We start from the raw sequence: 23,302 nt of genomic DNA on the forward strand, positions 1-23,302 counted from the left end.
TCCTCCCCAATTCCCGCTTAAAGCTCAATGCCTTGACGCCGCGCCATGATGGCGGTGATGCGTTCTGTGAGCATGCCTTTAAGGAGGATCACGACGAGACCAACGATGGCGTACCAGATGGCGACGTTGATGTGATAACCCGTTGGAACAGCGCCCTTCTTCTCAAGTTCGAGAAGTGCAACGAGCACGCCGCCCCAGACAAAGTATTCGCCCGGATTGATATGCGGGAAGAGACCCAGTGGCGGATGAACATAGGAAACAGCCGCGTCATAGAAGGCGGGCTTGTATTTTTCGTCCAGAAACGACCCGAATGTGTAGGCCATCGGGTTGGTCAGGAAGAACACCGAAAGAACCGGCAGAACCGTATAGCGGGTAAGCGCGATACGTCCGGCGCTGCGGGCAATGCCGTGGACGCGCTTTTCACCGACCAGTTCGGTTACGGCATAGAAGGCGGTCATCAACACGACGAGCGTCGGGATAATACCCGTTACAAACCCGGCAAAAACTTCGCCACCCTTCTGGAAGACGCCAATGAAATGCTTGCCGATCGAAGCAAGCCAGCCCAGCTGTTCTTCCTGCTGGACGTTCTGAAGGCGTTCCTTGAACTGATCAACGGTAATTCCGCCGCTGCCGGCATCGGCTGGCGCGGTGGTTGTTGCTTGTGCAAGCTGCAGAAGATCATTTCCGGCGTGCTCTGCGGCATGTTTGCCATGCAGGGCCGCATCGGAAATCATGCTGCCGGCCATATGTATAGATTGCATTGTTACGTCAGCATGTTGTGCCAACATCGTCACTATCGACATTGCTCCTCCTCGATTGCTTGTTTCAGGCAAGCAACTCCTATGCTCCCACTGCCTTCAGACCTTCGAGTTCGATCCCATCGGATTGATCTCTTATGCGACCGATCTGCTCTATCGCCTGCTTGGCAGCAGCCACCACTTCAGGCGTTCCTTCTCCAATTGCGGGATTGTCCTGCAACTCGCTGAGGCGCATTCCCTCAAAGCCTTCGCGGCGGCTGAATTTTGCAAAAACTGTTCGTCCGCTCATTTGCAGGAAGCGTCGCACCACCAAGTTGCGGTCTACGACGAGTAAAACAATGACGCCTCTGCCAAAGCGACCTCGCACATGACCCGCGCCGACAAAGCCGTCAGAATATTTCGAGGTGATGCCTTTCATCACATCGGAATAGTGACGCATCTGAAACCAGACGCCCAGAGACTGAAAGCCCCAAAGCAAGGCGAGCGCCAGCAAAGCCCATTGCCAGATAGCCATTTTGTTCTCCTCCCACGAAGGACGAATAGGATATTTTCCGAGTTCGTCCTTCAGTAAATAGAGAACATTTGTCTTCTTGAATGTCAATATGTATAATTTTGTCAGCAAATGAAGACGAATGACGACTGACATTGCAATCGGTTTCGCATAATGTCGTTTGTAAACGGGAGGCCGCTCGCAACATGGATTTGCTACTCAGAGAACAAATGGCATCGATGCCAGATTTGCGTCATCGACTGCGCCAGCTGCGTTGGTTCAGGGCGACGTTCCGTAAACATGCGAGCTTACTGCATGAGCTTTATGGCGTCGAATATGAGATTGATGAAAAGAAGCTCACAGAAGCCTTCCTAAACTGGGTGGAGCTCGTTAATCAGAACAAGCGTTTCGCCAAGGTGGATCGTAAGGATTTCATCACCTTTGCTGCGGGCCTTGTGTTGCGAGAGCTGATCCGCTTGTCACCTGCGAAGGTCGTTTCGCCGCCAAAGCACGCTGCAGACGATGCCGCGCGTCTTTACGAAATCGTCAGCTTCTGGCCAGAAGGTTTTCTCTACACAAACTACTGTATCTGCGCGATTGCTGCTGTGCAGGAGCAGGAATTCGGTACTGTTCCGGATATCGATCAGTGTGCTGATGAGCTGCGGACATGGTGGTCTTACAAGGAAAACGTCTCGGAAATGCCGGGTTATGCGATAGCATTTCTTGATAAGTTTCTTGGTAGCGAGCCGAACTGGGTCATGCCGGATCTGGCGTCGGCGCGTGCAGCGGTGAAGCGTGCTTTGGGGGCTGATAATCCGGTCACGAAGATCCAAAATAATTAGTGGCCGCTTTGTTCCAGTGCGGAAAGTGCTTATTCCACTCGGAATATCTGCGTTTAACCAGCACCGGAGCCGGGCATTTCAAAGGCTCATATTCCACCATACCAGTCATAGCCATAGTCCTCCCAGTAACCACCTTTCCCACCTTGAATGGCCGCAAAGCTTGAGACAAGCTCAATCGACTTGATGTATTTGCTCATCTTGTATCCGAGTTGTCTCTCTACGCGCAGACGAAGCGGAGCTCCGTTTTCTACCGGCAGGACACGATCATTGAGACCATATGCCAAAATAGTCTGCGGATGACGGGCGTCGATGAGATCTATGCTGCCGTAAAATGACGCTGCTCCTTTCGCGCCGTCTACCCTATCGAAGCAGTGGAAGACGACAAAGCGTGCGGATGGCGTGGGACGTGCCGCATTGAGAATCTGGCTCAAGGGAACGCCTGTCCATTTGGCGATTGTACTCCAGCCTTCCACGCAGTCGTGGCGGGTGATCTGGGTGCGCCCTGGCATGTTGCGCAGTTGCTCCAGCGAAAAACTTGCCGGTTTTTCCACGAGACCTGTTACCTGCAAAACATAGTCTGAGAAATCGGCTGCGCGAAGTGCTTCATATTCTTCCGTCGCAGGATTAGTTTCACCATTCGGTTTTTGACCCTGACGCAGCTCGCTTTCCCCATACTCCCTTGCAAGTGCATTATGTCCCTGCAGTTGCCGTTGAATGAGGTAGGTCAGATCGTTCGCCTTTTCGAGGACTTGCCGCGTAGCGCTTTCGTTGTTGCCGACAAAATCGAAAGCATCACAACCGCTCAACATAATGGAAGAGGCTGCGGCTCCGGAAAAAGTTAGGAACTTTCGTCTGGAAAGATTCAGCTTGCTCATGGATGCCTGTCCTCGTCTTTTTTCGGAAGATCGGCGCGATACCAACCAGAAATCATCGATCGCATTTCGTTGAACGGACCTGCCGCAAGCACCATCACGATATGAATGACGACGAATGCGCAAAGCAGGAAAACAGCTACAAAATGAAGAGTGCGGGCTGTCTGGCGTCCGCCGAGCCATTCCGTCAGCGGCAGTATGGCATCCATGCCGGGAGACATGGCCAGCCCCGTAATTATAACCATCGGGAAAAGCCCGAAAAACACCATGCAATAGGTCAGTTTCTGCATAGGATTGTATGTTTTCCCATGCTGGAAACGAAATTTCAGATGGTTGAGAAAATCGCCGGGCAGGCTCTTTATATCCAATGCAGATGGCAGTAGCTCGTTCTTCAGATGCCTGTTCAGAACACTGCCGATCAACCATAGCATGAGCGTGCCCACCAGAACCCAGGCGAAGAAGAAGTGAACCACACGTCCGGTTGCCAGATCGCGATAGGACGGAATGATCAACGCTGGGGGAAATGCCTGATAGTCGGGAGCGCTTGTGGCTCCCGATACGCCGAGAAAACCGGTTGTCTGGAAGCTTTTACCCAAGATATCGACACGACCTTCAGGGCCGCTTTCGCCCTCGACGGCATAAATTGCCAGAATGGCATTATCATAGTCGAAACCGGATTCGTTGCCGAGATAGAGTGTGGGGTGCGCATTGAATATCTGCAGCCCGGACAGCAGCAGAAAGAAGAGGCTTGCGGCCCAAATCCAGTGTGTGAGACGCGTCAGCAGACGCTGGCGATAGACGAGCTGTTTCATGATGTTGCGCTCCGGTAATTTGCCCGCCAATCGTGAGGGAAGACTGGCGGGCCAGAACAATTACTGTGGCTTCTTCATGGAGTCGGACTGCATTGCGTCCTGTTTCATGGCATCGCTCTTCATCGCTTTGTCGTCATGTTTCTTCATTTTCTTTTTTGTATCGCTATGCATGGCGTCACCTTTCATGGCGTCATGCTTGCCCATGGAATCCTTCTTCATAGTGTCAGACTTCATGGTGTCGGTTTTCATCGCGTCTTGCGCGAAAGAAACCGGCGTGAAAGATATAGCGGCAAGCAGGGCGAGCGCCGGAAGGACGATGATGTTCTGTTTGATGGTCATGACGATACTCCTGTTCATCTGGGCGCCAGCGGCGCGTAACGGGAGGAGTTTCGACAGGCAGAGGCAAATGGTTACACCGATCACGGCGATGTGATCACCTCATTGGAAGATGTAACCTTTTCCGCTTCTTTCACGAATATGCCGGTGATTGGGAGTTGTAACCTGACCTATTCGAACGAAGAGAGGTTGAAAAAACTGATGATATTGGCGCTCGACGGAGACAAGGCAGCCTATCGGACCTTGCTTGAGGATCTGTCGCGCCGACTGAAACCTTATTTTCTGCGGCGTCTTTTCGGCGATAAATCGCAAGCGGAGGACCTTATTCAGGAGACTTTGCTGGCGATCCATACCCGACGCATAACCTATGATCGAGGCATGGCGTTTCTACCCTGGGTGAATGGAATCGCACATCACAAGCTTGTCGATCATCTACGCCGTCACGGGCGTGAGACTGCTACACCTCTGGAAGAGGATGTTCCTGTGTCCGATGATGCTGAAGCCGCCGATGCGCGCATGGATGTGGACCGGATGTTGAGCGGTGTTTCCGAACGCACGGCAGGTTTGATCCGCAAAGTAAAAATCGAGGGACAATCCATAGATGAAGCTGCACGTGACACCGGCTTGAGCCAGAGCGCGGTCAAAGTCGCCATTCACCGCGGTCTTGCAACAATAGCGAAAAGATTTGGAGGCAAAGGGCATGACCGATGATCTGATCGACAAGCTGACAGCAGATGTCAAACCGGTTGGCCCTCACGCAATGCGCCAGCTTTTCTTGCGCTATGCGACGGGAGGCATTGTAGGCGGGCTTGCGATTATGCTGGTTTTCCTTGGCGTGCGTCACGATTTGTTGTTGGCGATGACGACGACAGCCTATTGGATGAAATTCGGCTACGCAGTCCTGCTTTTATTGATACTGATCCCCGCATTATTCACCTTGTCGCGGCCCGTTCGCACGGGATTGCACTGGTTGCCGCTGGCCATACTTCTGGCTTGTCTTGCAGGCGCTGCATCAATCCAGCTGCTGAACGCCGAGCCCGGACAAGCAGAGGTGTTGATATGGGGGCGGACGGCGTTGGTCTGTCCATGGTTGATTGTTCTCATCGCTCTTCCCATGCTCGGGTTTCTGCTTACTGCCATGCGGCGGCTTGCTCCGGCAAATCCTGCTCTGACCGGTCTTGTCGCCGGTATCGTTGCTGGCGCCGTAGGAGTTCTTATCTATTCACTACACTGTCCGGAATCCGGAATGCCGTTTATTGCAATCTGGTATACGCTCGGCATCGCAATCATGGGTTTTTTGGGCATGATTGGCGGGCGCGTTTTACTCAAATGGTAAGACCTGAAAGCAGACAGCTTCTATCCTGGTTTGAACCAGTAACAGACCTCTCACTGGCGAGTTAACTGCTAGCCCCGGACGAGTGGGCTTTGATCTTGGTTGAAACACGGCTTTGCCGTGCGCTCTGCATAACGGTGGCAGAACCTCGTCGTCTTCAAAGCAAACATGGTGAATTAAACTCACTGGGCAATAACGGTCAAAAACATTTTGGATTCTCCCCAGAATGCGTTAGCGTCTTCGCAGTTCCGTGGGAGGACCTTATGAAATGCAGTGGGGGAAGTAATCTAGAAAAACTTCCCGCTTAGTCGTGGTGTCTGCACCATGGCAAAATCTATTGGAGTGAGGAGGAAGTATGCAAATCTTTAATCGGAAAACGACTGTTTCTCTGGCTGCCGCATTGGGGCTTGTGTTCGGTGCTGCGCAAGCGAAAGCCGAGGAGTTTGTAAATATTCTGACCGGTGGCACCAGTGGTGTCTACTACCCGCTCGGCGTCGCTATGGAAAAAATCTACTCGAGCATTCCTGATGTGCGTCCCTCGGTTCAGGCGACGAAAGCATCCATTGAGAATATCAATCTCATCAACAGCGGCCGGGGTGAAGTGGCGTTCACGCTGGGCGATTCCCTGCGCGATGCCTATGAAGGCAATGAAGCAGCCGGTTTTAAAAAGAAGCTCACCAATCTGAGTACGCTTGCGGCAATCTATCCGAATTATGTGCAGATCGTCGCCTCCAAGGAATCCGGCATCAAGACATTGGCTGATCTCAAAGGAAAGCGTTTGTCCGTCGGTGCACCGAAATCGGGAACCGAACTCAATGCGCGCACCATTCTGGGGGCTGCTGGACTTTCCTATGATGATCTCGGCAAGATCGAATATCTGCCCTTCGCGGAATCCGTCGAGCTGATGAAGAACCGCCAATTGGATGCAACCTTGCAATCTTCCGGACTTGGCGTCGCCTCGCTGCGCGATCTTGCCAATTCCGTGGACATCAATGTGGTTGAGGTTCCGGCAGACGTTATCGAGAAAATCGGCGCGCCGTATCAGGTCAACACGATCCCGGCGAATACCTATAGCGGGCAGGACAAGGATGTCGTGACAGCTTCCGTGATCAACTATCTGATCGTTCGCCCCGATATGGATGAAGAACTGGTTTACCAGATGACCAAGGGGCTATTCGAAAATCTCGACCAGCTAACTGCCGCCCATTCTTCCGCAAAGGCAATCAAGCTCGATAAAAGCACCATCGTGTCACCTGTTCCGGTTCATCCCGGTGCTCTGCGTTACTACAAGGAAAAAGGCATCGAATAGGCTGGCAGCAATCCTGCGCGGCGGTTGGTACCCGGGTGACAGTCCCGGGTTCCTTCCTTTTTCTGACAGACGGTGTCCGATCCTTGTTAATCGGAACGCTCCCTTAACTGTTCATTTTAAATGCACAATCTGATGAAGGTTCGTTCATGACGCAGAGCGAGAACAGCGCCGTAGAATCGGCCGAGCATATTCCCGCCTGGGGCACAGGCACAGGCGCAAAAGTCCTGTTTGCCATCGCCGTGGCTTTTTCGGTTTTCCAGCTTTGGACTTCCGCTTATTCACCACTGCCAAGTCAGGTGGTCCGCTCCGTCCATGTCGGATTTCTGCTTCTGCTTCTCTTCGGCCTTTACGCCAATGCGAGCACAGTCGCTGCAAAGCGAGCGGCCTTCTGGCTGGCGGCCATCGTTGCTTTCGTGCTCAGTCTTTATCATTGGGTTTTCTACGAAGACCTGGTGATCCGGGCTGGCGAACCCAACACGCCGGATATCATAATCGGCATTCTCGTGGTCGCTCTCGTCTTCTGGGCGGGAAAAAAGATGATGGGTTGGACCTTACCTCTCATCTGCGCGATCTTTCTGGCTTACGGCTTGTTCGGACAATATCTCCCGCACCCGTTCAACCATCGCGGATATGATTTCGAGCAGGTGGTCGAAGTTCTCTTTCTGGGAACAGAAGGAATTTACGGCACGCCGATCTATGTCTCATCGAGCTATATTTTCCTTTTCATCCTGTTCGGCGCATTTCTCGAACGCGCGGGCATGATCCAACTCTTCAATGACATTGCCATGGGAACGGTTGGCGCGTCGCGTGGCGGCCCTGCAAAAGTTTCGGTGATTTCGTCGGCCTTGATGGGAACGATCAACGGTTCCGGTGTCGCCAATGTTGTGACCACGGGCGCTTTCACCATTCCGCTCATGAAGCGCTCCGGTTTCCGCCCGGCATTCGCGGGTGGTGTCGAAGCCGTTGCGTCTATGGGTGGCCAGATCATGCCCCCGGTCATGGGGGCGGTTGCTTTCATCATGGCTGAAACGCTGGGTCTGCCTTATGTTGAGATCGTCAAAGCGGCAATCGTGCCTGCTATTCTCTACTTCATAACTGTCTTCGTGATGGTTGACCTTGAGGCGCGTCGCCTCAAGATGAAAGGCCTCAATAAAAGCGAAATGCCAAGCGCCCTCGAAGCAATCAGAAAACGCTGGTTTCTGGTTCTGCCGCTCGTCGCATTGGTGTGGCTCCTTTTCTCCGGCTATACGCCACTTTTTGCAGGCACTGTCGGCCTCAGTCTGACCGCGCTCATCATTCTCGGCGTGCCGCTTTCCGGCTCGATGTCGATGCCTTTGCGTGTGCTGTTCTGGGTCGCGCTCGGCGTCATGTCAGCAGCAGCCTTCGGCACGACCTTCAACATTTTCGGCTATGCCCTGCGCGGTATTACGCTGATCATCGCCCTCGTTGTGCTGCTGGTCATGATAAATTTTCTGGTGCGCGGTGGTCGGGAAACGCTCAGTCTGTGTCTTCAAAGCCTCGGGGAAGGTGCCAAGAATGCGCTGCCCGTGGGCGTTGCCTGCGCGCTGGTTGGCATCATCATTGGCATTCTGGCGCTTACCGGAGCCGGGTCTACTTTCGCTCGTGTGATTGTCAGCGTTGGAGAAAACTCGCTGTTCTTTTCGCTGGTGCTGACCATGCTGGCCTGTCTGGTACTCGGTATGGGCATTCCGACTATCCCAAACTACATCATCACATCCTCGATCGCTGGCCCAGCACTCCTTCACCTGGAAGTGCCGCTTCTGGTATCGCACATGTTCGTTTTCTATTTCGGTATCATGGCTGATCTCACGCCGCCTGTTGCGCTTGCGGCTTTTGCGGCAGCGCCAATCGCGCGCGAGTCCGGCATGAAGATCGGCATGCAGGCGATCCGTATTGCGGTTGCGGGTTTTGCCGTGCCTTTCATGGCGGTGTACGAGCCGGTCATCATGCTTCAGGAAGGAGGGCCTCTTTCGGAAACGCTCGGGTTCTGGCCTGCATTCGCCTATATGTTCATCAAGGCACTGCTCAGTATTCTGCTATGGGGCGCAGCCGCTATCGGCCATCTTCGAACGCCGTTGAACATGTGGGAACGCATATGGGCTTTCGTCGCTATCGCGCTGATGCTCGCAACCTATCCCTATAGCGATGAACTCGGTTTTGCTGCCTGTGCAGCTTTCCTTGCATGGCATTTCTGGAGATCGCGGCCTTCCGTCGTCGCGTCATCCGGTTGATGGCGGTCTGCATTGCGACGGCTGGCGGCGTACTGAAAATCGCCGCCACGAGCTTTGTTCTCTCATGGACGCACAGCGTTGAGAAAGTGCCATGGCAGGAGTTCTGGAATGTTACGTCCCAGGGCTTGGTATTGTCAGAAGCTCGCATCAAAGGCTCTGGCGCAGGCATGGATCCACCTGCCGATGCCGTTCTTAAGGACGGTTGGTATATCTATCACCCAACCATCCCTCCGCGTCATGAAATTGTTCTGGCTGCCTCCGGCAAGACGACTGAAGGCTGGACTTTCTGTTCGGAACAAAAATGTGTTGAACTTGGAAAGACGGAGGAGACACCGATCCATATCAAGTCGTGTAGTTAGGTCTCTTTTACCTGTAGTTCACTCGTTCTGCTCACCTTGATGTGCGACGGCTTAGCACAAGAAACCTGCGAAATAGCGTTTTGCTGCGACGTGATTTGCCTGTGAGTTGGGAAAAACGGGGAGCCATGATGGCCCCCCGTTTCATAGGCGACGTGATGAGAATTAGTGCCCAGAAAGCACAAGGGTCTGCACTGGCATCATCACGGCTTGTATTCGCAGGATCATGGCATGAACGAGCGCGGTTGCGTCGACGGCATGCAGGAATATCGACCGCAGCGTACCCGCTTCACCGGATTGCAGTTCCTCGTGATTGCTCGTGTAGGCATTGGCCACACAACTGCTACCCGGGGGTATGCCTGCAAGCTGTCCTTCGTAGAGAGGCTCCAGAGTGACTGTGATTGTTCCCGGTTTCGCCAATTGCTGGATGTCGACCAACTGATCGCTGGCGCGTACCTGTCCGCCAGCGATAACGTCTTGCACCTCGGTTACAACCATAGGGATAATCGTGAACGGCTTTCCGATACATGTAGCTTCAGCAATCATGCCGGGCTTCATGACTTGTGCCTCAATCTGTCCGAATCCTGCGATAAGAGCCGTTCGGCCTGCTGTTTCCGGCACCAGTATGCCAGCAGGGCGGAGCAGTGGATTGACGACTTCACCTGCGCGCAGGGTGAACTGTTGAACGGTTCCCGAAACGCCCGCCTTCACGATCGTTTTATTAAGTTCAACTTCCGCCTGAGCGGCGGCAGCTTCGGTGCTTGCCCTCTGCGCCGGAAGTAATGAGGTGATTTTGGTTTCGAGCGTCTGCTTGCTGGCGGTTGCGGCTGCCAGTTCGCTGCCTTTGCCATCGGCTATCGACTGGAGACGTTCAATATCCTTGCGGGCGACGATGTTTGAGTTGCGGCGTTGCAGTTCAAGCTGCGTGTTTACATCGTTCTGTGCTTGAACAAATGCTATCTCACCTTGCTTGATACGGGCGTCGGCAGCGACAAGATCGCTTTTGGCGACAACCATCTCCGCATCGATTTCTGCAATGCGTTTCCGGGCTGTTTCCAGCGCGGCTTTTTGTTTGCTGTCGTCGAGCTTGAAGAGCGCCTCGCCGGCTTTTACCTTCTGGTTTCGCGAGACATATACCTCATCGACACGTCCGCCTATTTCAGGAAGGATCGTAACGGTTCGAAATGCAGCCGTTACGTTAGATGTAGACGGATGGTAATAGAAGATCATCGTAATCAGGGAAATTGTGAGGATGAGGCACGCCGTGATCCCCCATCTGAGTTCAAACCACATGGAATAGATCGTGATCTCGTGTCCAATTCGCTTTCCCTGGCCAAATCGACGGTAAAGATAATCTGGAAGTATGGTGATCATCGAACAAAGCAGGAATTCGAACATTATTTCTGCTCCTCTTTGTTCTGATCGAGGGATAATCCGGTGTCGGGCGCGGTTGTCGAAGCGGCAACATTTTGCGGCGTCGGTGATGCAGTCTGTGACGAAACATCATCGCCTGTCGTTGGGGCGGATGGCGGAATCGTCAGGTGAAGTCCTCGCCGAGCAATGGTACGCAGAGACCTTGCCATTGATGTTACCGGCGACAGGAAGTCTGGAAGATCCGTCATTGCCAACAAAAGAGCTGCAATCCAGAAGAGCTGATTGTGGGTGAAGAGCGCTATCAAGCCTAATACAGCAACAAGCTGAATCTGAATCTTGTTCGTCTGATGAGCGATGTGTTCGGGGAGAGCATGGAGTCTCAGGTAGAGAATACCAGTTAAGAATACTACGCAGATAAGAAAAATAATGACGATGTTCAAAAGTACATCGGTTTGACCTGGGGGTGTTATAAATGCGGGTATGTGTCCGGCCGCTGCTTTATGCACGGCATCTGCTGATTGAACCATGTTGCCTCCAGCCTTTGTTTGTTGGCGTCCCATACGCTTCACCGGATGGTGGCGATAGAGAGCGCGGCTGTTCACCAACAAATGTGCCCGAAAAATGTCAGGCACTCCTCATTATATCAGATCGCAATAACGTTGTCGGAATTTCATTTTAGGATAGGGAAAATTACCAAATGCGCCGAGAACTATAAACAAAGTAAGCCATGGTTAGCCGCTCGGAGCCTGATATCGTCACGTTCATTATGATTCAGGCTCTTGTGTTCAGAGCAATGACAGCAAAGTCTTCTGCCTGTATCGACGCTCAGGAAGCTTCTGCCGCTTTTTGTTTGATGACCTTTGGCATCCCTTCCGACTGGATTGTGTGAAGCGTATCACGCAGCGCTGAACCGAATACGCCATTTGTTAGCTTACTGGGAAGGATATCGGGACACACAGACGCAACCGCACGGATTATTTCCTCGGGCGTCTTGATGTCTTTCAAGCCGGTCTGAAGCTCGGTCGCTTTGGGGTCATTCAATGGAACCGGGTGGCCGTCGTCCTCCTTTCGAGCCAGATAGGCGAGCCACGCAGCGAGAGCAAATACGAAGGGTCCGTACGGTTTGCCCGATGCCAGAGCTTCCAGGGCCGGGGTTGTGATGCGTTGGGGAAGCTTCTGTGTTCCATCCATTGCAATCTGTGCGGTGGAATGGGCGATAGCCGGGTTGGCGAACCGCTCGGCAAGAGCCGCAGCATAGGCGTCGAGATCGATGGACAGTCCTTCTACAGTTGCCGCAGCGACAGCAAGGTGACGACGGACGAGCACAGCATGATCCGGGTCGGCCATCACGTCTCGGACAAAGCTTTTACCTGAGAGCTGCCCGCTATAGGCAAGCATAGAATGTGCCCCGTTCAGCATTCGCAGCTTCATGCTTTCATATGGGGCGACATTGTCGACAAAGAGGGCGCCAGCACATTCCCATTCCGGTCGTCCGGCACAGAATTTGTCCTCAATCACCCATTGGCTGAAAGGTTCGGTTTCAACGGCAGCGTGATCTTCTCGCCCCGTCAGCTCCACGGCGAGCTTGACGGTCTGGGCATTTGACGCCGGCGTGATCCGATCCACCATAGTGGACGGGAAGGCGACTTTTTCTGCTATCCAGAGCGAAAGCAGTCTTCCACCCGTTTGATCGGCGAATGCCAATACTGCGTCCCGCAACTTCTGACCATTGTGAGAGAGATTATCGCAACTGAGCACCGTGAAGGGTGGCAATCCACCGATCATACGGCGAGATAGCGCTGCCACAATAAGCCCGATCACGCTGGTGGGCGCGTCTGGATTAGCGAGGTCGGCGACGATTGCCGGATGCTCACGATCCAGCCTACCGTCACTGGTGATGCCATATCCTTTTTCCGTTACGGTTAAACTGACGATGCGACATCCGGGCGAGGTCATGGCATCCAGGGCATCATTGCCAACCGTCGGGCCGGATAGCACCCGGTTCAGTGCGCCAATCACACGTGCTTCTGTGACCGGACCGCGTGTGATCAGGGTATAGCGGCCGTCTTGTGGATTCAGACTATCAGCAACGGCGGTTCCGCGCAGCGACACTCCCGTCACCCGCCAATTGCCACCTTTCTGTGCCAACACGGTATCGGTATAGGATAACAAGTGCGCGCGGGCAAAATTGCCGAGGCCGAGATGAACAATACCGACCTCGTGATTTTCGGGAGTATAAGCGGGCCAGCTGGCTGCTACGGCATCGTTCACCAGTGCTGAAAGCCGTGTCACTTGTCTATCCTGACATTTGGATGGGACAGGGCGGTCATGATTCCGCGCAATTCGGCCAGGCCTTTCAGGCGCCCAATGGATGGATAACCCGGCTGAGCGCGTCTGTTCAGATCATCGAGAATATCCTGACCGTGATCAGGGCGCATAGGAATGCGCCAGTCGGCACGACCTTCGGCCTTGCGGCGGTTCTCCTCTGACAAAATGGCAGCAATCATCGCCACCATATCCGTATGGCCTTCAAGATGAGCGGCCTCATGGAACGATCCGCCAAGGTGGGGTTCTTCAAGTGCGACATTGCGCAAATGCAGGAAATGCACACGGTCACCCAAGCGCTTCATCATACCTGGCAGGTCATTATCGGCGCGCGCGCCCAGTGAGCCAGTGCAAAGTGTGATACCGTTCGCCGGAATGTTTACTGCATCCATGACCGCTTTATAATCAGCTTCGGTGGACATGATGCGCGGTAGTCCGAGAAGGGGGAAGGGCGGATCGTCTGGATGGCAGCACAGACGTACGCCAAGCTCTTCCGCCAGCGGACTCACCTCTGCCAGAAAGTCGATCAGGTGGTTTCGCAGGCGCTCTGGCGAAATATTGTCGTAATGGGCGAGATGAACCTTCACATCGTCCATCGACATGCGTTCGGCAGCGCCAGGCAGACCGAAGACGACGTTGCCGGAAAGCTCAAGCCGCCGCTCCTCGGACATCTCCGCAAAACGCTTGCGTGCAGCTTCGATGAGTTCAGGTTTGTAACTGTCCGATGCGCCCTTGCGTTCGAGCAGAAACAGATCGAAGACGGCGAAATCGAGGGCGTCGTAACGCATGCAGGTTGCCCCGTTCGCCAGCCGATAGGCAAGGTCGGTGCGTGTCCAGTCGAGGATGGGCATGAAATTGTAGCAAATGACCTCGATGCCTGCGTCACGCAGGTTATGCATCGATGTCTTCCAGTTCGAGATATGAGTTTTCCAGTCACCTGTCTGGCGTTTGATATCTTCTGAAACCGGAAGGCTTTCCACGACTTCCCATTTCAGTCCCGAAGGTTCGCCGTTCTTCATCCGGGCAATTTCGACCTGCCGTTTTTCGATTTCGGCGGGCGACCAGACGGATCCGGTCGCCACATGGTGCAGGGCGGTGACAACGCCTTCAACACCTGCTTGTAGCATATCATCGATGGATACGAGGTCCTTGGGGCCAAACCAGCGCCAGGTCTGTCTCATTTATTCGTCTTTCTGTTTTCAGTACTAGGCTGACGCATCAGCGAAACTAATCTGAACCTTAACGGACCGCGTACGATCCGTAGCCGCCTGAAAGGCAGACAAGGCTTCCGTCAGGGGAATGGTTGCGGTGATGATCGGTCGAGGATCGATAGCTTTTGATCCGATAAGGCGTACGGCCTCGGCGAATTCTGTATCGAACCTCTGCGAGCCGACAAACTGGATTTCTTTACCCACCATGACGTTGAGAGGTAGGACGGTCGGTCCGCCGACGCCAACCTGTACGAGGGTGCCGAGCGGTCGAAGGCAGGAAATTGCGTCGCCGATGGCCGGTGCTGCAGCAGAGCATTCAAATACCAGATCGACCTTGCCTTTGCCTTCCTGCCAGCGGGCGAGCCCTGTCGGGTCGGTTGCAATATTGACCGTATGATCTGCGCCCATGCGTGCGGCGACAGCCAGAGTGGCGTCCTGAATATCAGTCACAATGATTTCCGACGCGCCGCGTTGTCGCGCTACCGCCACGCAAAGGGCGCCGATCGGGCCTGCACCCGTCACCATGACGACCTTACCGACCAAGCTGCCTGCAATCGCTTCCCCACGATTGGCGGCATGAAGGCAAACTGCCAGTGGTTCAGAGCAGGCTGCGGCTCCCGGATCAATACCGTTCGGGACAGGAAAACACTGGTCCGCCGCAATCACTATCCTGTCGCGGAACATGCCTTGTTGGTGCGGGAGATACATTGCCGATCCCTTGAAGCGCATCGCACTGCAATGGCGCGTCAGACCCTGCTGGCAGAAACTGCAGGTGCCGCAAGGCTGCGAAGGGTTCATAGCAACGAGCTGACCCGGCACCAGCCCCGTCACTCCCTCGCCGAGAGCCTTGATGCGTCCCGAGGCCTCGTGACCTAGGATGATCGGTTCCCGGACACGGATAGTACCAATGCCGCCTTCCAACCAGTAATGCAGATCCGATCCACAAATCCCGCCTGCTTCGACCGCGACCAGCACTTCTCCTGGCCCTGGTGTTCCGACAGGCCGACTTTCGATCCTCAGATCGTCCTGCGCGTGAAGGCAAATCACGCGCGTGTTCGACAACTTAGTCATTCCCACCTCACGGCATCAGCGTGTTGGGCAGCCAGGTCGCCAGAGGCGGCATGTAGCTGACCATCAAAAGGACAATCAGATTGGTGATGATATAGGGAATGATCGCCCTGATCACCGGCGAGAGTGGGAGACGCGCAATATTGGACGCGACAAACAGGCAAACGCCGACCGGTGGTGTAGTCAGGCCGATCATAAGGTTCAGGACCGCAAAACACGCAAAATGAATGGGGTCGATACCGACTGCCAAGGCTAGAGCCTGCAATGGTACGAATAGAATGATCAGGGCTGCAATCGTTTCCATGAACATGCCGACGAACAGAAGCAGAATGTTGATCAGCAGGATAACGAGAAACTTGTTATCGGTGATGGAGAGAACCGCATTGGCCAATGTCTGCGGAATACGTTCGGCGACGAGAATCCAGCCGAACACATTGGCTGTGCCCACCAGTACGAGAATGCCTGCCGAACTGATTGCACTATCGATGATGATTTTCGGAATCCGACTTACTGGCAGTTCTCTATAGACGAACAGCCCCACCACCGCCGCATAAAGGCACGCAACCACTGCCGTTTCGGTCGGTGTCGTGATGCCGATCAGCAGGCCACCCACGATCAGTGCGGTCATTGCAATAGCCCAGATCGCTCCGGTGAATGACGACAGCAACTCTCGGGCGCCCTTCCAGTCCTCGCGAGGGAAATTTTTCTTCTTGGCGATGAAATAGGTCGTCACCATCATGGCAAAACCCATCAGAAGGCCGGGTATTGCACCTGCCAGAAATAACTTGCCGACCGAAAGACCGGAGAGCGATCCGACGATAATCATCGGCACGCTTGGCGGGATCATTGGGCCGACAGTCGATGAGGCGGCTGTGACTGCAGCGGAGAAATCAGCCGGATAACCAACCTTCTTCATGCCGGGGATCATCATGCCGCCAACGGAAGCTACATCTGCGACTGCGGTTCCTGAAATACCGCCGAAAAGCATCGAGGCTGCGATATTGGCCTGTGCCAGCCCGCCGCGCATCCAGCCCACAAGGGCATTTGCAAAGCGAATAATCCGTTCGGTAATGCCGCCGGAATTCATAAGGTTACCAGCCAGAATGAACCCTGGAATGCAGAGCAGAACAAAGCTGTCCATCCCGGCATACATTTTCTGCGGGATGACAACCAAGGGGATGTCCGCGAACAGAAGATAGGCCATCGAGGAAAGGCCCAATGTCACAGCTACGGGCAAGCCGATGGCAAGGCCCAGCACGAACGAGCCAAGAAGAAGGGTCAGGCCCATCAATTTTCCTCCGAATTGGGGATAGGGCGCCCATCATGACGGCCCGAGAGCATTTCAATGATGCGCATCAGTGCCCAGAGACCCAGAGCGACGAGAAGAATGAGCTGTGTTGCGTGGACGAAATCCATTCGCCAGCCAAGCGACGGGGCGGTCTGACGGCTGCCGATCATGGTGTAATCCCACGCGGCGGGCAGGAGAATAGCCGCAAAAGCCACCGTCAATGCGGCGCTGACCAGTCGCAAAAGCCACGGGATACGTCCGGGAAGGCTTTCGCAAAGAAGGTCAACATTGACCATATCGCCACTACGCAGCGCAAGACCCGCGCCGAGCGCACCAATATAGAGCAGGCAGAATCTGGTCAGTTCCTCGGTCCAGACCGGGGCGCTGCTCAAAAACGTGCGTGCATAGACCTGCAACAGCACCGCCCCCATCAATAAGAGAAATGCTGCCAGTATCAGAAGGCGACATATGCCTTCCAATCCTTTGAATAGTTTTGTCATGGTATCCTCGACGTGGCAGCTGCCGGATTGGGTCCGGCAGCCCCATTATCTCAGTCGTTGAAAACCTGTTCGACCAGGGGACGGATTTCCTGCGGAACAGAGTTGATGACAGCGTCGCGCGCCTTGTCGGCAAAGGCAGCCTGATCCACGTCGACAAACTTCACGCCGCGGCTTTCGAGATCGGTGACGAGCGCCTTTTCGTCGGCGATGAACAATTCGCGTTCGTAAGCCTGCGTGGCCTTGGCGGCTTCCTGCAATGCAGCCTGATCGATCTCCGAAAGCTTGCCCCAGCTTCGTTCCGATATGGCCAGATAGATCCACGAGCGAACGTGTTCCGTCTTGTTGACGACTTTCTGGACTTCATAGAAGCCGCCAGACTTGAAAAGCGCGAGCGGGTTTTCCTGACCTTCGATAGTGCCGTTCTGGAGTGAGGTGAAAACCTCCGAGAAGGCCATCGGGGTTGGGTTCGCACCAAGCGATTGCCATGCGGCGACAAAGATCGGCACATTCGGCACGCGAACCTTGAAGCCTTTCAGCTCTTCCGGCTTTGTTATCTCGCGATTGGCAGAAAGGTTGCGCGGGCCGCGTGCAAAATAGGTCAGCGGGCGAATACCCGCCTTTTCGACGATCTCTGCCTCGATCTGCTTTCCGATTTCGCCGGAGGCAATCTTGTCCATATGTTCAAGCGATTTGTATGCATATGGCAGAGCAAGCAGGGCTGCTTTTGGCGCCCAGTTCTGCAGGCTTTCACCGGTGATGGTCATATCGGCCGTGCCAAGCTGCATGCCGTTGATGACGTCGATTTCCTTACCGAGCGATTCATTCGGATAGACTTCGACGGCAACGCGTCCTTCTGTACGAGATTTGACCTCTTCCGCGAATTTCAGTGCCGCTTTGTGCCAGATATTCTCTTCATTGGCCAGATGGCCGAGCTTGAGTGTTACCTCCTGCGCCAGCGATGTTCCTCCCATGATAGCGAGAACAGCACTGGTTGCTGCCAGACGCGTAAGAATCCGAAATTTCATTGTTTCCTCCTCTGGATAATGTCTTTGCTGTTGCTGTGAACCCTACAGAAAATATTCGGGCCGCTCCTGTTCGATGACAGGCAAATCACTCAGAATTCCTCGCAGATGTCCTCGCATCGACTGTTCGGCCTGGATGGCATCGCCGTCCGCAATTGCTTCCACCACTGCGCGATGTTGTGCAATGAGGCGATCAACCGGGAAATGCATGCTGGAAAGAAACCGTACCCGGTCCATCTGAGCCTTCATCTCGACGACGACGCGCCAGGCTTTTCCCTTGTCAGCTCCCTCGGCCAGGGTGCGGTGAAATATTTCATCCGCCTCCATGAAATCCCGTGCAGACCCGCCAACGAGCTTTTCCTGACAAACGAGCTGGGCTCGCAACTCGGTAACCAACGTCTGATCAGGAGATTGGGCCAGAAGCTTAACGATGTCCGCTTCAACCGCTTCGCGCACGAAGCGCGCATCCATTACGGCCTGAAGTGAAATTTTCGCGACGAAAGTGCCTCGCTGAGGCCGAACCTCCAGCAGCCCTTCATTGGCAAGCTTGATGAAGGCTTCACGCACAGGCTGACGGCTAACCCCATATTGCTGAGCCACATCGGCCTCGGAAATCCGGGTGCCGGGCGACAATGCATTATCAATGATGGCAGCCCGCAGCGTTGCATAAAGCTGATCGACCACACTGACGTGTTTCGGTTGCAACAATGGGCTTCGCATGATTTTGACTCCTCAAATTCCGGATATACCATACTACCATACCAGTCAATATAGGACGTGTTCATACGTCATCCGAACCAAATGATTCCAGAGCCGTCAGAATTGCAGATGTCGAGAAACAGCTAAACGAGTTACGAGAAAACGGGCTGAACCCAAGAAGCTGTGCCTGGATTTCCAGGCCGGATCGTTCCTGTTGACGAAGAGGCAGAAAAATATTGAAACAGCGGACGCTGACAAACCTATGTAACGAACGTCCTACTTGGTGGGGCCTTGAACACGAGGCTCTGGACGAGGTTGTAGCTGCAGCATACGGTTTGGCGGTCGACTTGACGGAAGAGGACGTGCTTGCCGGCCTGTTCGCCCTCAACCAAGAGCCGGCAACTAAACACTAAGAAGGTTGTCGCTCATCAGGCGAAATGTTGACATTTACTGGATCGCTCAGTACCCAGAAGAAAGCTCGAAAATATGCTTGGAATCTCATAAGACGTTGTTTTCGTTTCTAATCTAAGCTCGCGCTGGTGTGCCCGCTCTCCCCCCGTGCCCAAAAACTGCATGTCGCTCTTAATAGGGCAGAACGTCCGCTACCGCCATCTTGGAAGCCACAAGCTGATAGTCCACTCTTGGCCCCATTCCGGCTACTCACAAAATTAATGACCAGTTGGCGGTTCATATCTCTTTCAAGCGCAGGGATATAATAGTTATCGAGTGGGTCGATAATCTTGGCTGACTTCAGTCTGCGGTGCTGAATATCTGAGACATCGGAAACAACTCGGCTGGAAGTCGTCCTTTCAAAGTCCACCCATCTTTTGTACCAAAACCACCTTACTCCGTGAGATGTTCGAAGAAGGTATTTCCTGAATATTCTGAACGCAGTAACCCTTCTTCGCTAAGCCTTGGCATGAGTTCATCCAGCGCTAGCCGCATTGATCCGGTTGAGCCACCCGGCGCGGTTATGAAACCGTCGATTGCGCCTGCCTCAAACCATTTGCGAATCTCTTTGGCTGCATCCTCAACCGTGCCGATCACCTGCCAATGAGCGGCGCTGATGACCTCGGGTCTGCGCAAGAGCTCATCAAGCGAAAGCTCCTCACGTTGCAGCAAACGCCGAAGCAATCCTGCATGGGTTTTGCTTCGGACCTTTTCGGGTGGGGGTGGCAGGTCGGCTGGTCGAATGAGACGATTTGCGGGCCATTCGGATAGGTCGAGACCGGTCATCTCGCGGATGAATGCGATTTTGCGAACCCTATCGCCTCGCGCATGCGTGTAGGCGAAAAGTTCTTCCGCTTCTTTCCGCGTGGGAGCCAAATAGAGGCTGAGACCGGGAAGCAGGCGAACGTCGTCCGACTTTCGGCCATGGAATTGCGCACGGTCACGAAGATTGCGGCGAAGATCGATTGCCGCTTCCATATCCGGGGTCGCGGAAAAGACGGCGTCGGCAACGGATGCCGCAAAGTCGCGCCCTGCCGGTGACGCGCCAGCCTGAATAAGCGGGATGGGAGCATCCTGAACAGAAGGGACATTGAGCGGACCTTTAACCCGGTAATAGGTACCGTCGTGATTTATCGGATTTATGGCTGCCGTATCTGCAAAGCGGCCGCTTTCACGATCACGTTTCAAGGCCGATCCAGGAAAACTCTTCCATAAATCACGCACGACGCTGGTAAATTCGGCTGCCCTTGCATAGCGTTCGTCGGATGAAGGCATTTCCGTCAAACCGAAATTCTCGTTGCCATCGAGTGCCGTGACAATATTCCACCCGGCCCGGCCATTACTGAGCCAGTGCAGGGACTGGACCTGACGGGCAACGACATAAGGCGGCATGAAAGTTGTCGATATCGTGGTCAGAAGACCGATATGCGAAGTCTCCCGCGCCAGCGTTGCCATGACGAGCGTCGCATCCATGCTGCCGAAGCCCGGAGTGGTTTCCATGATCTGATGGTTCATGAAAAGGCTATCGGGACGGAATACGAAATCAAGCTTCGCCGCCTCGGCTCGCCGGGCGATATCGATATAGAAATCTGAACCGAGTGTCCCTTCGATGTTGCTGTCCGGATGCCGCCACCCGTCGCCACTCAGCCAGGTCGGTGCCAGCGACATACCAATGTGAAGTTTCCGTTGCTTACCCATTTCGGGCTCCCGTTAATGCATATAAAAAGCTGTGCCGGCCACGGATGTGACCGGCTGGATTGGCGATTTTACAAAATGCCTAGAACGTGCCCTTGATGCCGACGCCGAATGTGCGAGGCATGGTCATGCTTGCCTCGATGCCACCAATACCGCGGTTCTGCTGCAGATAGGTCGGGGTGCGCTCATCGAAAATATTCTTCACATAGCCGTAAAGCTGCAGTGATTCATGGAAATCATAACTCACACGCGCATCGGCAATCGTATAGGCGTCCACGACATAGGTCGGTGTATTGGCAAGGTCGGAATAGTAACCGTCAGTGTGGCGAACCTGTCCGGAGATATTGAGCTTTTCCGTTGCATCCCAGCTCGCACCGATGCTGAACATATAACCGGGAGACTTGGCGAACTCGTTACCCTCATAGCGCACATTGCTCGAAATTTCGTCGATTTCGGTGCGGAGAATACCGGCACTTGTCTTGATCGTCAGATTAGACAAAAGCTGATAGTCGAGCCCCATTTCGAGACCATAGGCATGAGCCTTTTCGGCATTGATCGTATAGGATTGCGCCACACCGGGAGAGACGACGACAGGAATGTTGTACTGGGCGTTCTTGAAGTCCATGTAGAACAGATTGCCTGTCAGTGTCAGCTTGTCGTCAAGCAGATTGGCGCGCGTGAACAACTCGTAGTTCCACAGCGTCTCATCCTCAAAAGGCTTCCACTGCCTTGAATTGAGATTGAGGGAAACCCCGCCGGGGTTGTAACCCTTGCTGACCAGTGCTCCGATCGTCAGATCGGGTGTGACAGCATATGCCAGCGATACCTTTGGCAAGAGCGCGGAGAATGTTTCGTCGTAATCGAGCGGCGTTGGCGCCAGCGCCGATTTTCCGATGCGCTGTACACGATCCTGCTGGTAACGAAGCCCACCGGTCAACGTCCACTGGTCGTCGAGCCGGTAGCTCACTTCGGCAAAAAGCCCCAGATTGTCTTTCGTATCGTCAAACGTCGTCGTGCCTTGAAGCAGCATGAACTCGTCCGACTTGGTATTGGCGTAGAAAATACCGGCGACACCGCTGATGACGTCTTCCTGCTCGCCAAACGTGATACGAGACTCATTGGAAATGTTCTTCTGGTTGATATCGGCCTTGCCGTTATTCGCAATGCCGGTATGGCGATGCACAGACGAGGCGGAATATTGCGCCTGGTTGTAGAATTTCACGCCGTTGCCAAAATCATAGCCAACATCAAGGATGCCTGTATTGGTATCCTGCTTCCAGCTTGGCATGGTCGTAGTCAGATGTTCGAGTTCGTCGAATGGTGCAGACGCTGCTTCCTGGCTTGGACGGTTGGATCGATTGTGGGAATAGGTCAGCTTTGCCGTGAGGCCGGGAATCTCTGCCGGTTCCCACAGCAGTTTCAGCCGCGCATTCAGTGCTTCGAAATCTTGATTTGTCTTTTCGGAAATGAAGTTGGGGCTGATATAGTCGATGAAGGTATCACGGCCCGAATAGTCGATTGCAAGGCGCGCTGCCAGCTCATCCTTGTAGATGGGACTGTTCAGCATGATTGAGGTGCGCTTGGTGTTGTAATTGCCGATCTCGACCTGATAAGCGCCTTCGCGTGTGAATACCGGGTCCTTGGTGTTCACGATGATCGCACCCGCAATCGCATTGGCACCCTGAGATGTCGTCTGCGGGCCACGGAACACTTCGATGCTGTCGAGATCCCACACCGAGGTCGCACCGAAGTAGTATTCATTATAGTTGAGATAATGTCCGTCGAGATTAATCGTGGCGCGCGGCACGGTGCCGCCCCAGAACACGTTCTGCCCTGTGTTTGGGCCCTGCGTATCCTGCCCACGAATGATGGGAGCGCCGACGTTGTCGGTATAGATGAGGTTTGGGACGTTCGCGATCACTTCAGCCACGGATGAATCGCCTGTCTTCTCCTTGTCGATTTCCTTGGCCGAAATGACGGTGACCGATGACGCCGTGTTCTTGATGTCGCGCGCGACTTTTTCCCCTGTCACGACCACAGTATCAAGCACGATCGCGTCGGAGCTGGCTTTCGCAGCCTCCTGGGCAAGCGCAGGCGTTACCACAAACACTGCCAGCGTGAGTGCACTGGCGCTGGACATCAAGCCACGATTCAAACGGATATTCATAAGTCGCCCCAAACATGAGTATATTAGTCATGTTCTGTTAAAGCATAAGGGCATCATTCCGCAATAAGGAATGCATACCGCAATACAGTACAATATCAAGCCTCCGATATGTGTTGCATGCCCGCAACAGTGAGGGAGAGGCA

At 54.1% G+C, this 23,302-nt stretch carries 22 protein-coding genes; 6 read left to right on the forward strand and 16 right to left on the reverse strand.

The features are described from left to right. Window positions 1–17 precede the first annotated feature (17 nt). Both srlA and ABDF71_RS21215 read right to left on the reverse strand, forming a co-directional pair. Window positions 18–803, reverse strand: coding sequence for a PTS glucitol/sorbitol transporter subunit IIC (gene srlA, locus ABDF71_RS21210; protein WP_084094417.1), 786 nt, complete (start codon window positions 801–803; stop codon window positions 18–20). Window positions 804–840: 37 nt separating this feature from the next. Further along, window positions 841–1,272 carry a transcriptional regulator GutM gene (locus tag ABDF71_RS21215; protein WP_029376019.1) on the reverse strand — a complete coding sequence of 144 codons (432 nt, stop codon included), beginning with the start codon at window positions 1,270–1,272 and terminating at the stop codon, window positions 841–843. Between the two features lie 182 nt (window positions 1,273–1,454). On the opposite strand from ABDF71_RS21215, the gene ABDF71_RS21220 reads away from it, so the two are divergent. After that, on the forward strand, window positions 1,455–2,090 hold the full coding sequence (locus ABDF71_RS21220; protein WP_029376018.1) for a hypothetical protein: 636 nt from the start codon (window positions 1,455–1,457) through the stop codon (window positions 2,088–2,090). Window positions 2,091–2,176: 86 nt separating this feature from the next. Here ABDF71_RS21220 and ABDF71_RS21225 read toward each other — a convergent pair whose 3' ends face one another. The 3 genes from ABDF71_RS21225 to ABDF71_RS21235 are packed head-to-tail and all read right to left on the reverse strand — an operon-like array spanning window position 2,177 to window position 4,113. Next, window positions 2,177–2,965, reverse strand: a complete 789-nt coding sequence (locus tag ABDF71_RS21225; RefSeq protein ID WP_151616590.1) for a molybdopterin-binding protein — start codon at window positions 2,963–2,965, stop codon at window positions 2,177–2,179. Next, the gene (locus ABDF71_RS21230) at window positions 2,962–3,774 is read right to left on the reverse strand and encodes a cytochrome b/b6 domain-containing protein (protein ID WP_258125125.1); all 813 of its coding nucleotides are present in this window, start codon (window positions 3,772–3,774) and stop codon (window positions 2,962–2,964) included. The genes ABDF71_RS21225 and ABDF71_RS21230 overlap by 4 nt, the downstream gene beginning before the upstream one ends. 60 nt (window positions 3,775–3,834) lie before the next feature. Then, window positions 3,835–4,113 (reverse strand): pentapeptide MXKDX repeat protein, encoded by a 279-nt coding sequence (locus ABDF71_RS21235; protein WP_029926454.1) that lies wholly within the window; start codon window positions 4,111–4,113, stop codon window positions 3,835–3,837. 198 nt (window positions 4,114–4,311) lie between these two features. On the opposite strand from ABDF71_RS21235, the gene ABDF71_RS21240 reads away from it, so the two are divergent. The 5 genes from ABDF71_RS21240 (at window position 4,312) to ABDF71_RS21260 (ending at window position 9,363) form a co-directional block, all read left to right on the forward strand. Next, the gene (locus tag ABDF71_RS21240; RefSeq protein ID WP_029926457.1) at window positions 4,312–4,821 is read left to right on the forward strand and encodes a sigma-70 family RNA polymerase sigma factor; all 510 of its coding nucleotides are present in this window, start codon (window positions 4,312–4,314) and stop codon (window positions 4,819–4,821) included. Then, window positions 4,811–5,446 (forward strand): NrsF family protein, encoded by a 636-nt coding sequence (locus ABDF71_RS21245; protein WP_258125126.1) that lies wholly within the window; start codon window positions 4,811–4,813, stop codon window positions 5,444–5,446. The genes ABDF71_RS21240 and ABDF71_RS21245 overlap by 11 nt, the downstream gene beginning before the upstream one ends. A gap of 352 nt (window positions 5,447–5,798) precedes the next feature. Continuing rightward, the gene (locus ABDF71_RS21250; RefSeq protein ID WP_036588587.1) at window positions 5,799–6,752 is read left to right on the forward strand and encodes a TAXI family TRAP transporter solute-binding subunit; all 954 of its coding nucleotides are present in this window, start codon (window positions 5,799–5,801) and stop codon (window positions 6,750–6,752) included. Window positions 6,753–6,898: 146 nt separating this feature from the next. After that, a complete protein-coding gene (locus ABDF71_RS21255) occupies window positions 6,899–9,004 on the forward strand; it encodes a TRAP transporter permease (RefSeq protein ID WP_258125127.1) in 2,106 nt (701 codons plus the stop codon). Further along, window positions 9,004–9,363 carry a DUF1850 domain-containing protein gene (locus ABDF71_RS21260; protein ID WP_373418767.1) on the forward strand — a complete coding sequence of 120 codons (360 nt, stop codon included), beginning with the start codon at window positions 9,004–9,006 and terminating at the stop codon, window positions 9,361–9,363. The genes ABDF71_RS21255 and ABDF71_RS21260 overlap by 1 nt, the downstream gene beginning before the upstream one ends. Before the next feature lie 162 nt (window positions 9,364–9,525). On the opposite strand, the gene ABDF71_RS21265 is transcribed toward ABDF71_RS21260, so the two are convergent. The 11 genes from ABDF71_RS21265 to ABDF71_RS21315 form a co-directional block, all read right to left on the reverse strand. Beyond that, a complete protein-coding gene (locus ABDF71_RS21265) occupies window positions 9,526–10,758 on the reverse strand; it encodes an HlyD family secretion protein (protein ID WP_258125129.1) in 1,233 nt (410 codons plus the stop codon). Then, window positions 10,758–11,261: a hypothetical protein gene (locus ABDF71_RS21270; RefSeq protein ID WP_036596005.1), complete on the reverse strand. Its 504-nt coding sequence runs from the start codon at window positions 11,259–11,261 to the stop codon at window positions 10,758–10,760. Before ABDF71_RS21270 ends, ABDF71_RS21265 begins: the two co-directional genes overlap by 1 nt. 298 nt (window positions 11,262–11,559) lie before the next feature. Next, a complete protein-coding gene (locus ABDF71_RS21275) occupies window positions 11,560–13,026 on the reverse strand; it encodes a mannitol dehydrogenase family protein (protein WP_258125130.1) in 1,467 nt (488 codons plus the stop codon). After that, window positions 13,023–14,240 carry a mannonate dehydratase gene (gene uxuA / locus ABDF71_RS21280; protein WP_114048072.1) on the reverse strand — a complete coding sequence of 406 codons (1,218 nt, stop codon included), beginning with the start codon at window positions 14,238–14,240 and terminating at the stop codon, window positions 13,023–13,025. The genes ABDF71_RS21275 and uxuA overlap by 4 nt, the downstream gene beginning before the upstream one ends. A 24-nt stretch (window positions 14,241–14,264) precedes the next feature. Continuing rightward, the gene (locus ABDF71_RS21285; RefSeq protein ID WP_209418891.1) at window positions 14,265–15,341 is read right to left on the reverse strand and encodes an L-idonate 5-dehydrogenase; all 1,077 of its coding nucleotides are present in this window, start codon (window positions 15,339–15,341) and stop codon (window positions 14,265–14,267) included. Between the two features lie 7 nt (window positions 15,342–15,348). Further along, window positions 15,349–16,626 carry a TRAP transporter large permease gene (locus tag ABDF71_RS21290; protein WP_258125132.1) on the reverse strand — a complete coding sequence of 426 codons (1,278 nt, stop codon included), beginning with the start codon at window positions 16,624–16,626 and terminating at the stop codon, window positions 15,349–15,351. After that, window positions 16,626–17,126: a TRAP transporter small permease gene (locus ABDF71_RS21295; protein ID WP_258125133.1), complete on the reverse strand. Its 501-nt coding sequence runs from the start codon at window positions 17,124–17,126 to the stop codon at window positions 16,626–16,628. The genes ABDF71_RS21290 and ABDF71_RS21295 overlap by 1 nt, the downstream gene beginning before the upstream one ends. A gap of 50 nt (window positions 17,127–17,176) precedes the next feature. Beyond that, a complete protein-coding gene (locus tag ABDF71_RS21300) occupies window positions 17,177–18,151 on the reverse strand; it encodes a TRAP transporter substrate-binding protein (protein ID WP_258125134.1) in 975 nt (324 codons plus the stop codon). A 42-nt stretch (window positions 18,152–18,193) separates the two neighbouring features. Beyond that, on the reverse strand, window positions 18,194–18,868 hold the full coding sequence (locus ABDF71_RS21305) for a GntR family transcriptional regulator (protein ID WP_029926471.1): 675 nt from the start codon (window positions 18,866–18,868) through the stop codon (window positions 18,194–18,196). 822 nt (window positions 18,869–19,690) lie between these two features. Continuing rightward, on the reverse strand, window positions 19,691–20,995 hold the full coding sequence (locus ABDF71_RS21310) for an NtaA/DmoA family FMN-dependent monooxygenase (RefSeq protein ID WP_036588569.1): 1,305 nt from the start codon (window positions 20,993–20,995) through the stop codon (window positions 19,691–19,693). Window positions 20,996–21,074: 79 nt separating this feature from the next. Beyond that, on the reverse strand, window positions 21,075–23,159 hold the full coding sequence (locus ABDF71_RS21315; RefSeq protein ID WP_258125135.1) for a TonB-dependent receptor: 2,085 nt from the start codon (window positions 23,157–23,159) through the stop codon (window positions 21,075–21,077). Window positions 23,160–23,302: the final 143 nt, after the last annotated feature.

This window comes from Ochrobactrum sp. WV_118_8, assembly GCF_039631535.1.
GTDB classification, from domain to species: Bacteria; Pseudomonadota; Alphaproteobacteria; order Rhizobiales; family Rhizobiaceae; genus Brucella; species Brucella anthropi.